Annotated in this window: 11 protein-coding genes; 6 read left to right on the forward strand and 5 right to left on the reverse strand. The window is 66.0% G+C overall.

Features of this window, described 5'->3' with window-relative positions; genetic code table 11:
• Window positions 1-7 precede the first annotated feature (7 nt).
• On the forward strand, window positions 8-673 hold the full coding sequence (locus tag ADBZ9O_RS02880; RefSeq protein ID WP_526528225.1) for an SDR family oxidoreductase: 666 nt from the start codon (window positions 8-10) through the stop codon (window positions 671-673).
• Between the two features lie 184 nt (window positions 674-857).
• A complete protein-coding gene (locus ADBZ9O_RS02885; RefSeq protein ID WP_526528227.1) occupies window positions 858-1,298 on the forward strand; it encodes a helix-turn-helix domain-containing protein in 441 nt (146 codons plus the stop codon).
• Between the two features lie 576 nt (window positions 1,299-1,874).
• Here the strand turns inward: ADBZ9O_RS02885 and fdhA are convergent.
• Both fdhA and leuS read right to left on the reverse strand, forming a co-directional pair.
• On the reverse strand, window positions 1,875-3,092 hold the full coding sequence (fdhA, locus tag ADBZ9O_RS02890) for a formaldehyde dehydrogenase, glutathione-independent (RefSeq protein WP_526528229.1): 1,218 nt from the start codon (window positions 3,090-3,092) through the stop codon (window positions 1,875-1,877).
• A 254-nt stretch (window positions 3,093-3,346) separates the two neighbouring features.
• A complete protein-coding gene (gene leuS, locus ADBZ9O_RS02895; RefSeq protein WP_526528231.1) occupies window positions 3,347-6,241 on the reverse strand; it encodes a leucine--tRNA ligase in 2,895 nt (964 codons plus the stop codon).
• 224 nt (window positions 6,242-6,465) lie between these two features.
• Between leuS and ADBZ9O_RS02900 the strand changes: the two genes are divergently transcribed.
• The gene (locus tag ADBZ9O_RS02900; protein WP_526528233.1) at window positions 6,466-7,443 is read left to right on the forward strand and encodes an LpqN/LpqT family lipoprotein; all 978 of its coding nucleotides are present in this window, start codon (window positions 6,466-6,468) and stop codon (window positions 7,441-7,443) included.
• A gap of 47 nt (window positions 7,444-7,490) precedes the next feature.
• Complete coding sequence (locus ADBZ9O_RS02905) at window positions 7,491-7,835, forward strand: hypothetical protein (RefSeq protein ID WP_526528235.1); 345 nt, start codon at window positions 7,491-7,493, stop codon at window positions 7,833-7,835.
• Here the strand turns inward: ADBZ9O_RS02905 and ADBZ9O_RS02910 are convergent, their stop codons facing one another.
• Window positions 7,836-8,441 (reverse strand): YqgE/AlgH family protein, encoded by a 606-nt coding sequence (locus ADBZ9O_RS02910; RefSeq protein WP_526528237.1) that lies wholly within the window; start codon window positions 8,439-8,441, stop codon window positions 7,836-7,838.
• A 187-nt stretch (window positions 8,442-8,628) separates the two neighbouring features.
• On the opposite strand from ADBZ9O_RS02910, the gene ADBZ9O_RS02915 reads away from it, so the two are divergent.
• Together ADBZ9O_RS02915 and ADBZ9O_RS02920 are read left to right on the forward strand one after the other, a co-directional pair.
• Window positions 8,629-9,891 (forward strand): MFS transporter, encoded by a 1,263-nt coding sequence (locus ADBZ9O_RS02915; protein ID WP_526528239.1) that lies wholly within the window; start codon window positions 8,629-8,631, stop codon window positions 9,889-9,891.
• Window positions 9,892-9,900: 9 nt separating this feature from the next.
• Entirely contained in the window at window positions 9,901-10,674 is a 774-nt protein-coding gene (locus ADBZ9O_RS02920; protein WP_526528241.1) for a TIGR03084 family metal-binding protein, read from the forward strand.
• A 136-nt stretch (window positions 10,675-10,810) separates the two neighbouring features.
• Here ADBZ9O_RS02920 and ADBZ9O_RS02925 read toward each other — a convergent pair whose 3' ends face one another.
• Both ADBZ9O_RS02925 and ADBZ9O_RS02930 read right to left on the reverse strand, forming a co-directional pair.
• The gene (locus tag ADBZ9O_RS02925; RefSeq protein WP_526528243.1) at window positions 10,811-11,350 is read right to left on the reverse strand and encodes a pullulanase; all 540 of its coding nucleotides are present in this window, start codon (window positions 11,348-11,350) and stop codon (window positions 10,811-10,813) included.
• Window positions 11,351-11,356: 6 nt separating this feature from the next.
• Window positions 11,357-12,817 carry a CCA tRNA nucleotidyltransferase gene (locus ADBZ9O_RS02930; protein WP_526528245.1) on the reverse strand — a complete coding sequence of 487 codons (1,461 nt, stop codon included), beginning with the start codon at window positions 12,815-12,817 and terminating at the stop codon, window positions 11,357-11,359.
• Between the last annotated feature and the right edge of the window lie 44 nt (window positions 12,818-12,861).

The raw sequence follows: 12,861 nt of genomic DNA on the forward strand, positions 1-12,861 counted from the left end.
GGCCGGCATGCCGACCGCTCTGATTACCGGTGCCGGAGGCGGACTGGGCGCCGCCATCGCCAGCGCGCTGGCACCCACCCATACGCTGCTGCTCGCCGGGCGTCCATCCGAACGTCTCGACGCCGTCGCAGCGAATCTCGGGGCAACCACCTGGCCGTTGGATCTGGCCGACGCCACCAGCATCGAGACCAGCTCCGAGGTGCTGGCCGAGTTGGATGTGCTCGTGCACAACGCCGGGGTCGCGTATCCGGGCCGGGTTGCCGAATCGACCGCCGAGCAGTGGCGGCACACGATGGAGGTGAACGTCGTCGGCGCGGTCGCCCTCACGCTGGAACTGCTGCCTGCACTCCGCGCGGCAGCCGGGCAGGTCGTCTTCATCAACTCCGGCGCTGGGCGGACCGCTTCACCCGGCCTGGCGTCGTACTCGGCCAGCAAGTTCGCGCTGCGGGCGTTCGCCGATTCGTTGCGTGCCGATGAGCCCTCGCTTCGGGTCACCTCGATCCACCCCGGCCGGATCGATACCGACATGCAGAGGGACCTGGTCGCCTACGAGGGCGGCGAATACCTGGCGGAGCGGTTCCTGACCCCGGAGACCGTCGCCCAGGTGGTCGCGAATGCGGTAGCCACCCCAGCCGACGCTCACGTGCACGAAATCGTAATCCGGCCAAGGTAATTGGTTATCCTGCCGCGCGTGTCCGGCGGACAAGACTGTGACCCCGCACACATGCGGGCGTGCATTTAGTGGGGGTCGGCTAGCCTTTGCAGGTTCAAGAGCTAAAAGGGCCATGATTACCTACTGTCAGACCCTCCCAAGCGGGAATCGGGATGAGATGTCAGGACCAGCGGACCGTTCTGCGGTGACGCCGCCAGAACACGGCATCGCTCAACAGGTGTCCTGGTGGCAGTACGTCGTCTCCGTGACGGGCGATGCAACACAGAAAGACATCGCAGCGGCGACCGGTATCGATCAGTCCAGCATCTCCCGCTGGCAACGCGGAACCAACAAGCCGCGGGCTGAAGCGGTGGTCGCCCTCGCACGTGCGTATGGCCGCTCACCGGTTGAGGGTCTGGTAGCAGCGGGCTATCTGTGCAGCGACGAACTGGGCGTGGTGGAACTCACGACGCTGACCGGTGACTTGCGCAATGTGTCGATTGACTCGCTACTAGCCGAAGTTCGCCGACGCGTCATTTCTGCCCACGTCGAGGTCACTCCAAGCTGGCCGCCCGGGTGGACCACCAATGACGCGGGAATGGACCGGTACCAGGATGGCGAGCAGACCCGACAGCTCGACCGCTGAAAGATCCTCTGGTCGAACCCGCGACATCACCAGCTGCAGTGTTTGCCGCAGGTCAGGGCCCGGGTTCACGTGACTACGCGCTCCCGGAGGTCTCAATTGGTCTGGGAAATCTGAGTCCAGCATGAAAGTTGTGCCCTTCATCGTTGCGAAGAGGCGCCTGCGCTAGATAGATAACACCGACTACCCAAATCCAGCGTGATCTGGGCCAGATACGAACATACTGCCACTAGTCGCTGCTATTGGTGGGCAAACGTGATTTACCGGGTCTAATCGTGACCAACGAATCTGTCTGGGCGGCATCAGCGCACTTCGCAGGGGGAGTCAAACCTTCAGACCTGTCGGTAGCCGAGCTCCCCGAGCTAACACCTGTCAAGATGGTCGCAGCACGTTTCCACCCACCCTGCAACCCGGAGTGAAACGGCGATGGCGGTCGACCGACAATTCCGGGAGTACCCGCAAACTCCCGAAATAATGCATGCCGGCGCCCACTAAAATTCGAGGGCTATCCATGGGCGGCCGTTGGCCGCCATCGCCGTACCCCCAGCTGCCTAGCCAACGCTTGACCGGTCGCGCCTCCTAGGCGGACGGCACCATCCCGTGCGGATCGAGCACGAACTTCTGCGCGACACCGGAATCGAACGCCGCGTAGCCATTTGGGGCCTCCTCGAGCGGAATCACCGTCGCGTTCACCGCGTCGGCGATGTGGGCCTTATCGTGCAAGATGCTCATCATCAGTCCGCGGTTGTACTTCAGCACCGGGCACTGGCCGGTGGCGAAGCTGTGGCTCTTGGCCCAGCCCAGCCCTAGGCGGACCTTCAGCGTGCCCTGCTTGGCGTCGTCATCCGACGCCCCCGGATCACCGGTGACATAGAGACCGGGGATGCCCAGCGCGCCGCCGGCGCGGGTGATGGCCATGATCGAGTTGAGGACCGCGGCGGGCTGCTCCCCCGCACCGTGCCCATGCCCGCTGGCCTCGAACCCGACCGCATCGACCGCACAATCGACTTCGTTGGTGTTGAGGATGTCGCCGATCTGATCTTCCAGCGAGGCATCGGCACCGATGTCGACGGTCTCGCAGCCGAAGGACTCGGCCTGCTTGAGCCGCTCGGCGTTGAGGTCACCGACGATCACCACCGCGGCACCCAGTAACTGCGCCGAGTATGCCGCGGCCAGACCGACCGGGCCGGCGCCGGCGACGTACACCGTCGAACCCGTGGTGACCCCGGCAGTTTTGGCGCCGTGGTATCCGGTGGGGAAGATGTCCGACAGCATCGTCAGGTCGCGAATCTTGGCCAGCGCCGCGTCGCGGTCGGGGAATTTGAGCAGATTGAAATCGGCGAACGGCACCATCACGTAATCGGCCTGACCACCGAGCCAGCCGCCCATATCGACATATCCGTAGGCCGAGCCGGCGCGAGCCGGGTTGACGTTCAGGCAGATGCCCGTCTGCCCTTCGCGGCAATTGCGACAGCGTCCGCAGGCGATATTGAACGGCACCGTGCAGATGTCGCCAACCTCGAGGAACTGTACGTCCGAACCCTTTTCGACGATTTCACCGGTAATCTCGTGACCCAGCGTCTGCCCGACGGGCGCGGTGGTGCGGCCGCGCACCATGTGCTGGTCCGAACCGCAGATATTGGTGGACACGCACTTGAGGATGACGCCGTGGTCCGCCTTACGACTCATCCCCATCGCCTCGGCGACCTCTTTGGGGACCTCGAGCTTGGGATAGGGCAGCGTTTCGACGGCGACCTGTCCAGGCCCCTTGTAGACGACGATCCGATTGTCACTCATGACGACTCCAAACCGGGCCCGCGGCATCCGCTTGTCGTTCACTCAGACGGGATTTCCGCAGCGGTGCGGGTCCTCCCTCCGAGTATCACGCGCGCGCATATGCAAACACACGAATGTCTGCATACTTGCCCGGGAAACTAGCTCAACGGCGAGGTTGCCTTGACATACTGCGCCGAAACGCCAACGCGCGACTCAACTTCGGCGACGTGTTGGCTGAGCAGTACCCGTCGTCGCGAAGGTCGAGGTGGGTGCCGTTAGACCACCAGGTTGACGAGTTTGCCCGGGACCACGATCACCTTTTTGGGCGACTTCCCGGCCAGGGAGGCCTGCACCTTGTCATCGGCCAGGGCCGCGGCCTCGACTACCTCCGCGGTGGCGTCAGCTGCCACCGTGATCCGGCCGCGGACCTTGCCGTTGACCTGAACCGGGTATTCGACGCTGTCCTCCACCAGGTAGGCCGGGTCGGCGATGGGGAATGGACCGTGGGCCAAGGAGGCGTCGTGGCCGAGCCGCTGCCACAACTCTTCGGCCAGGTGTGGGGCCAGCGGCGCCAGCATCAGCACCAGCGGCTCGATCGCCGCCCTGGCGCTCACCCCGGTCTTCGTGAGGTGGTTGGTGTATTCGATCAGTTTTGCCGCGGCGGTGTTATCCCGCAGATTGGCGTAGTCCTCGGATACCCCCGCGATCGTGCGGTTGAGCACCTTGAGCGTGGCGTCGTCGAGCGCCTCGTGCTCGACCACCCGGTCACCGCCGGTCTGCTCGTCGACGACCAGACGCCAGACCCGCTGCAGGAACCGGTGCGCGCCGACGACGTCCTTGGTGGCCCACGGCCGGGACGCCTCGATGGGGCCCATCGACATCTCGTACACCCGCAGGGTGTCTGCGCCGTAGCTATCGCAGATTTCATCGGGTGAGACCGAGTTCTTCAGGCTCTTGCCGATCTTGCCGAACTCCTGCGCGACCTCTATTTCACCCTGAGGGCCGGTCCAGTAGAACTTCTTATCGCGTTCGACCACCTCAGCGGCGGGCACATAGGACCCACGCGGGTCGGTGTAGGCGAACGCCTGGATGTAGCCCTGATTGACCAACCGCCGATACGGCTCGCGGGAGCTGACATGGCCAAGGTCATAGAGCACCTTGTGCCAGAACCGTGAGTAGAGCAGGTGCAGCACCGCATGCTCGACACCGCCGACATACAGGTCGACACCGCCGGGATCGTCCGGTCCGTGCTCGGCGGGCCGCGGCCCCATCCAATACGCTTCATTCTCCTTGGCGCAGAACTCTTCTGAGTTGTGCGGATCGGCGTAGCGCAGCTCATACCACGAGCTGCCCGCCCACTGCGGCATCACATTGGTATCGCGGGCATAGTGCTGCAGACCGTCACCCAGATCGAGCTCGACGTTGACCCAGTCGTGCGCCTTGCCCAGCGGCGGCGACGGCTCGCTATCGGCATCGTCGGGATCGAACAGCACCGGCGAATAGTCGGGCACGTCAGGCAGTTCCACCGGCAGCTGGGCATCGGGCAGCCCGTGCGCGCGGTTATCGTCGTCGTAGACGATCGGGAACGGCTCGCCCCAGTACCGCTGGCGGGCGAACAGCCAGTCCCGCAACTTGTATTCGATGCGCGCCCGGCCGTGTCCGTCGGCGACCAGGCGTGCGGTGATGGCTTCCTTGGCGTCGGCGACGGTGAAGCCGTTGAGATAGTCGGAGTTCACCAGGATGCCGTCACCGTGGTACGCAGCCAGGGAGATGTCGCCCCCGCTGACCACTTCGATGATCGGCAGACCGAATTCGGTAGCGAAGTCCCAGTCGCGCTGGTCGCCGCTGGGCACCGCCATGATGGCGCCGGTGCCGTAACCGATCAGCACGTAGTCGGCGATGAACACCGGAATACGTTCCCCGTTAACGGGATTCGTGGCATACGAGCCGGTGAACACGCCCGTCTTGGACTTGTTCTCCTGGCGCTCCAGATCGGATTTCGTGGCGATCGACTTCTGGTAGGTGGCAATGGCCTCACCCGGTGTCGCCGCGCCGAACGTCCAGCGCGGGTCGACGTCATAGGGCCACTGCGCCGCGGTGAGCTGCTCGACCAACGGATGCTCGGGCGCCAACACCAGATAGGTCGCCCCGAACAGGGTGTCGGGCCGGGTGGTGAACACCTCGATATCGCCTGCGTCGGTGCCGAACTTCACTTCAGCGCCGGTGGATCTGCCGATCCAGTTGCGCTGCATAGCCTTGACCTTGTCCGGCCAATCCAGCACTTCGAGGTCGTCGAGCAACCGGTCGGAATACGCGGTGATCCGCATCATCCACTGCCGCAACCGTTTCCGGAAGACCGGGAAGTTACCGCGGTCACTGCGACCATCGGAGGTGACTTCCTCGTTGGCCAGCACGGTACCCAGTCCGGGGCACCAGTTGACCATCGAATCCGACTGGTACACCAGGCGGTAACCGTCGATGACATCGGCTCGCTCGCCGGCGCTGAGCGCCGTCCAGTCCCGGCCATCATCGAGAGCTCTTGCACCGGAATCGAATTCCGCGATCAGCTCGTCGATCCGGCGGGCCCGATTGAGCTTCGGATCGAACCAGGCGTTGAAGATCTGCAGGAAGATCCACTGCGTCCACTTGTAGAAGTCGACATCGGTGGTAGAGAAGCTGCGTCTGGCGTCGTGCCCGAGTCCCAGCCTGCCGAGCTGACGACGGAAGTTGACGATATTGGCCTCGGTCCGCGTGCGCGGATGGGTGCCCGTCTGCACCGCGTACTGCTCGGCGGGCAACCCGAACGCGTCGAAGCCCAGCGCATGCAGCACATTGCGGCCGGTCATCCGGAAGTAGCGGGCATAGACATCGGTGGCGATGTAACCCAGGGGGTGCCCGACGTGCAGACCCTCACCCGACGGATACGGGAACATGTCCTGGACGAACATCTTGTCCTTGGGCACCGCCGATCCATCGGCCGGGGCGAGCGACCCCACCGGGTTGGGCACGTTGAACGTCCCCAATCGTGTCCAGTTGGCCTGCCAGGTCTCCTCGATCCGGCCGGCGAGATCCGCGGTATAGCGGAACTGCGGGGCGTCTGTCTCACCGACGCCGTCGGGCCTGGCTGGGTCCTGGCTGGCACCGGCTGATCTGGTCGGGGATTCGGTCACGCACACAGGGTATAAGGGCAAGTCCGAGCACCAAAAAACGCGGCACTCGCCACCGGGTAGGTCTCAGTTGCGTTGCAGACCCATCATCGGTTGGTCCCAGCTCGGTTCCGAGTTGCTCTCGGCCCTAGAGGTCGGCGGGTGACCGCCGATACGGTCAGCGCCTGACATGGGGTCGAGTGCGCCCCGATCCGTGTTGGGGCGACCCGGAAGGAACGACAGTTTTCATGTTGATCAAGACCCGTAGCTGGCAGCTGATGGCAGGTGGACTGGCCGCAGGCATCGCAGGTGTTGTGGGTTTCGCAGGCACCACCGCCCACGCCGAGCCGGCCGTGCCAGCACCGGTGCCCGCACCCGTGACCGTCACCGTCACCGCAGCCCCCTCGGCCACCGCAGACGCTTTGCAGGTCGCCGCACCCGCCGCCACCGCTCAGACCGGGCAGTTGGCGGGCACCGCGCCCCAGGCCGTCGCACCGGGACTGTCCGCCGCCACCTCGATCCCGGCGCCTGCCGCCGCACAGGTTCCTGCACTGGTCCCGGCCACGTCAGGAACGATCATCGATTTCCTCAAGGACAAGGGCGTCACCCTGGAACCGCAGACGCCACGCGATTTCCGGGCGCTGAACATCACCCTGCCCGTCCCCCCGGGTTGGACGCAGGTGCCGGACCCGAATGTGCCGGATGCGTTCGTCGTGATCGCCGACCGCCAAGGTGGCGACGGACTGTTCACGTCCAACGCTCAGATTGTGGTCTACAAGCTGGTCGGTGACTTCGATCCGAACGAAGCCATCACGCACGGCCTCATCGACAGCCAGCAGCTCGCGAACTGGCAATCCACCGATGGGTCGCTGGCCCCTCTGGGCGCCTTCCCGTCTTCGGTCATCGAGGGCACCTACCGCCAGAACGACATGATGCTCAACACCTCGCGACGCCATGTCATCGCCACCGCGGGTCCGGAGAAATACCTGGTGTCGCTGTCGGTCACCACTGCGGCCAACCAGGCCGTCGCGGCTGCCGACGCCACCGACGCCATTGTCAACGGTTTCCGGGTGGCCGATCCGGCAGCGGTGCAACCGGTCGCACCCGCGGCGGCGCCCGTCGCTGCGCCAGGAGCGCCGGGTGCGCCCGCACCGGCGGCATCCGGACCGGCACCGGCGGCACCTGCCCCCGCGCTGGCCGCACAGGTTCCCGTCCCGGTCAGCTGAGACCGCCCAACTGGGCAACGGCCAGGGTCGCCTCGTAAGGTGGCCACATGCTGATTGCAGGTGTGTTGTGCCTGTGCGCGGCCGTGGTCTGCGCGGCCTTCGGCGTGCGGACGCTGACCCGACCGCGTGCCACCGACATCAACCAGTTGGTGCTGCGTGCGGTCGCCCCGACGCAGTTGGCCGCAGCGGTGATGCTGGCCGCGGGTGGCGTCGTGGCCGTGGCGGGTCCGCCGCGGACCGCGCTATTGGTCGTGATCGTCTGCGTGCTCGGGGCGGCGGGCACGGTGGCGGCAGGCTCCTGGCAGGGTGCCCGATTCGCCCTGCGCAACGAGGCGCCCGCCGAACCCGAATGCGCGGGCAGCTGCGCGGCGTGCACGCTTTCGTGCCACTAACTAGTTGCGGCTGATATCGATCGGGTGCGTGGCCAGCAGCGATAACGGCAGCGGCTGACGCCGCAGCACCCGGGACCACAGATCCACCTTGGGTTCCACTAGCACGTCAGAAGGCAAGGCGGACAACACAATCCAGTCATCGCGTTCGATTTCGCCTTCGAGCTGACCAATGGTCCAGCCCGAATAACCTGCGAAGATCCGCACCCCTTCGAGCATCGGTGCCACCGTGTCGGGGTCGGCGTCGAGATCGACCATCACCATCCGGCCCGCCACGTGTCGCAGACCAGGCACACCTTGCGGTTCCATTCCGACCCGCAGCGTCGCCAAGCACAGCGCGGCATCCCGTTTCACCGGGCCGCCGACGAACATCGTCTTGGGCTTGGTGGCCAGCTTCGACCATTGCGGCAGCACGTTGTAGACCGCGGTCTCGCTGGGTCGGTTCAGCACCACACCGAGCGTCCCGCCATCGTTGTGTTCCACCACATAGATGACGCTGCGGCGGAAGGTGGGTTCGAGTAGATCGGTGTTGGCCAACAGCAGGGTGCCTGCACGTACCCGATGGGTTGCAGGCGCGATGAAGTCCTCGGGGTCCTCTGGCTGGGCCACGTGACCATCATCGCACCAGGAGGCCGTCCGCGGTGCCAACAGGCGCAGCCTGCCGTCGATATTTGTAGTGTGGGGTTCAGTTGCGGACGGACTCGCGTCCTTCGGCACCATGCCCACTCAAGACGCTAGGAAGTGACACGTGGTCGACGCGCGGGCGTCCGTAGCCATGTGGCGGTCGGCGCGTAGCATGCCGGAGTTCTGGCGCCTGCTGCTGGTAAGGCTGACAAGCCAGTTCGGCGACGGCCTGTTTCAAGCCGGTCTCGCCGGTGGGCTGTTGTTCAACCCCGACCGCGCGGCCACCCCGTGGCAGATCGCCGGATCATTCGCCGTGCTGTTCCTGCCGTATTCGCTGCTCGGCCCGTTTGCTGGTGCCCTGCTCGACCGCTGGGATCGCCGTCTGGTGCTCGTCGGCGCCAACCTAGGCCGGTTGCTGCTGACCCTCGGCGTCGCGACGCTGCTCGCCATCGGCGCCAGCGATCTGACCGTGTTGTGCGGAGCGCTGATCGTCAACGGTTTCACCAGGTTCGTCGCATCTGGTCTGTCGGCGGCACTACCCCATGTGGTGCCCCGCGAGCAGGTGGTCAGCATGAACTCGGTGTCGATCGCCGTCGGCGCGACGGCGACGTTCCTGGGTGCCAATTTCATGTTGGTCCCGCGCTGGCTGCTGGGATCGGGCGATGCCGGCGCCGCCGCCATCATCTTCATCGTGGCGGCCCCGGTGACCGTGGCGCTGTTACTGGCCATCCGGTTCCCGGCCCGGGTCCTCGGTCCGGACGACACCTCGCGGGCCATCCACGGCTCGGCGCTGTATGCGGTGGCCACCGGGTGGCTGCACGGCGCCCGGACCGTGCTCACCGTGCCCTCGGTCGCAGCGACGCTGGCCGGGCTGGCCGCCCATCGCATGGTGTTCGGCGTCAACACCCTGCTGGTGTTGGTCACCGTGCGCCACACCGATGTCCCGACGGTGGCGGTGGCCGGATTCGGCAGCGCGTTGATTTTCGTCGGGGCCACCGGCATCGGATCATTCCTGGCCACCCTTCTCACGCCGGCGGTCTTGCGGCGGTGGGGGCGGTATGGCACCGCCAACGGCGCACTGCTGGCCGCCGCGGTGATTCAGCTCGCCGGGGCCGGGCTGCAGCTCCCCGTCATGGTGGTGTGCGGGTTCCTCCTCGGCGCGGCGGGCCAGATCGTCAAGCTGTGCGTCGATTCGTCCATGCAGATCGACGTTGACGACGCTTTGCGCGGGCACGTATTCGCCGTGCAGGACTCGGTGTTCTGGTTGTCCTTCGTCGGGGCCCTGACCGTGTCGGCCGCGGTCATTCCCGATGACGGTCACGCACCAGGGCTAATCATCGCCGGCTCAGTGATCTACCTCCTCGGTTTGGCGGTCCACACCGCTGTCGGCCGCCGCAGCCGACCACCGGACCCGGCGGAAACCAGCGCGGACTAGGGTGGCCGAATGGCCGACGCGGGTCCCCTGGTCGATGATCTAGCAGCCGAGAGCGATGCGCTCGATGCGCTGGTAGGACCGTTATCCGTTGCGGCATGGGCGCAACTGACGCCCGCTCCGGGCTGGACCATCGCCCATCAGATCGCGCACTTGTTGTGGACGGATCGCGTCGCCCTGCTTTCGGTCACCGATGAGCCCGCCTTCGGCGAGACACTCACCCAGGCCGCGGCCAACCCGTCGGGTTTCGTCGATGCCGGTGCCGACGAACTGGCCACAGAAGATCCCGCCACGCTGCTGAGCCAGTGGCGCTCGACTCGGCGGAGTCTGCACGAGCAGCTGCGGATGGTCCCCGAGGGCCGCAAGTTGTTGTGGTTCGGTCCGCCGATGAGCGCCGCGTCGATGGCGACCGCGCGACTGATGGAAACCTGGGCGCACGGCCTGGATGTGGCCGACGCCCTTGGCGTCACCCGGCCCGCGACGGACCGGCTGCGGTCGATCGCCCATCTCGGAGTGCGGACCCGCGATTTCGCGTTCGGCGTGCACGGCCTGACACTGCCGGCGGAACCGTTCCACGTGAAACTTCGCGCTCCCGATGGCGGCGACTGGGCGTGGGGACCAGCTGATGCGGCCCAACGCGTCACGGGCAGCGCCGAGGATTTCTGCCTTCTGGTCACGCAGCGGCGGCCGTTGTCGCAGCTTGACCTGGTGGCTGAGGGGCCTGACGCCCAGCGGTGGTTGGAGATCGCGCAGGCGTTTGCGGGCCCGCCCGGCGCGGGTCGATGAGCGCTTGCGCGAAGAGAGCCCGCGCCAATTCAGCACGGCGCGGGTCGATGAGCGCTTGCGCGAAGAGAGCCCGCGCCAATTCAACACAGCGCGGGTCGATGAGCGCTTGCGCGAAGAGAGCCCACGCCGCCGACCTTTAGAGCTGACGGGCGTCGTCGGCGGTGCCGTCCCCATCGGTGTCGACGAGTTTGACGTTCCAGTGCCCGTCGCCGTCGGTATCGACATAGGCGGCTTCATACCCGGCGGCCCCATCGCCGATCAGGATGCGGTCGGCGAGCCCGTCGGCGTCACTGTCGAGCAGGCGGTCATCGGGTGCGCCGTCGGCGTCGAAATCGATCAGCGGTCCGCCGGTGTGCTCGGTCCCGTCGAGGGCGAACCAGCGCAGCTGCCCACCTTCCGGAGAGACACTGCGCGACACCCGGTCCACCGGCACCGACCATGTCCCAGAACCGTCGTCGGTGAACCAGCTTTCGCCGGTGCCGTCGTCGTCGACATCGATCAGTGCGTGGTCGGCGATGCCGTCACCATCGAGATCGGCCAGCGCGTCGTCCCGAAGACCATCGCCGTCGAAGTCGAGGCCGATCGCGTCGGGGGCGCCGTCACCGTCGGTATCGATATCCGGCGGTCCCGTCCACATCGACGCGGTGCCGTCACCGGTGCCGAAGCAGTACTCCATAACTGATCAGACGCTGGAGTCGCCGCCGGCGTTCCCTTTCGCTGTCCACCACGCCAAAAGTTCGGCCTCGGCGTCATCGCGATCCAGCGGCCCGCGGTCGAGCCGCAGCTCCTTGAGGAAGCGCCACGCCTCCCCCACCTGGGGCCCCGCCGGAATGTCGAGCAGCTCCATGATCGCGTTACCGTCCAGGTCTGGGCGCACTCGCTGCAGATCTTCCTTGGCGGCCAGCGCCGAGATCCGCTCTTCGAGTTCGCCGTAGTTGGCCTGCAGCCGGGCGGCCCGTTTCTTGTTCCTGGTGGTGCAATCGGCCCGGACCAGCTTGTGCAGCTGCGCGAGCTGCGGTCCGGCATCGGTGACGTAGCGGCGGACCGCCGAATCGGTCCACTTCCCGTCGCCGTAACCGTGAAACCGAAGATGCAGGTACACCAACTGGGAGACGTCGTCGACCATCTGCTTGGAGTACTTCAGCGCCCGCATCCGCTTGCGCACCATTTTGGCGCCGACCACCTCATGGTGGTGGAAGCTGACCCCGCCGTCGGACTCGTGCTTACGCGTCGGCGGTTTGCCGATGTCGTGCAGCAGCGCCGCCCACCGCAGCACCAGATCGGGCCCGTCCTCTTCGAGATCAATGGCCTGACTCAACACCGTCAGCGAATGCTGGTAGACGTCCTTATGTTGGTGGTGCTCGTCGATGGCCATCCGCATGGCACCCACCTCGGGTAGCACCTCATCACCGAGTCCGGTCTGCACCATCAGCTCGATACCGGCGACCGGATCGGCACCCAGAATCAGCTTGTCCAACTCAGCGGCGATCCGCTCCGCGGTGATCCGCGCCATCTCCGGGGCCATCTCCGTCATCGCGGTGCGGACCCGCGGGGTGACACCGAAACCGAGCTGCGAGACGAACCGGGCCGCCCGCAGCATCCGCAGTGGATCGTCGCCGAAGGACACCTCCGGTGCCGACGGGGTATCGAGGACCTTGGCCCGCAGCGCCACCAAACCGCCTAGGGGATCCAAGAATTCGTCGGGACCGTGCGCGGCGATCCGAACCGCCATCGCATTGACGGTGAAATCACGTCGCACCAGATCCTCGGTGAGACTCGACCCGAAGCGCACCTGCGGATTGCGCGTCACCTGGTCATAGCTGTCGGCCCGGAAGGTGGTGATCTCCACCCGATCGGAGCCGCGGGTGGCGCCAATGGTGCCGAATTCGATACCGGTATCCCAGAGGCCATCGGCCCACGGCCGCAACATCTTCTGCACCTCGGCGGGCCGGGCATCAGTGGTGAAATCCAGATCCGGACTCGAGCGTCCCAACAGAGCGTCGCGGACACTGCCGCCAACGAGGTAGAGCTCATGACCGGCCGCAGCGAACACCGCGCCCAGGCTGGAAAGGGGCTCGGACCGTTCGTTCAGCGCCACCCATGCGCGCGCCAGCAGCGCAGCATCGTTCTCTCCCTCAGGCACGTTCACTGAGCCTAATGTGCACGCGCGCACCGGACCTAATACCC

Source organism: Mycobacterium sp. (genome assembly GCF_965229105.1).
GTDB lineage: Bacteria > Actinomycetota > Actinomycetes > Mycobacteriales > Mycobacteriaceae > Mycobacterium.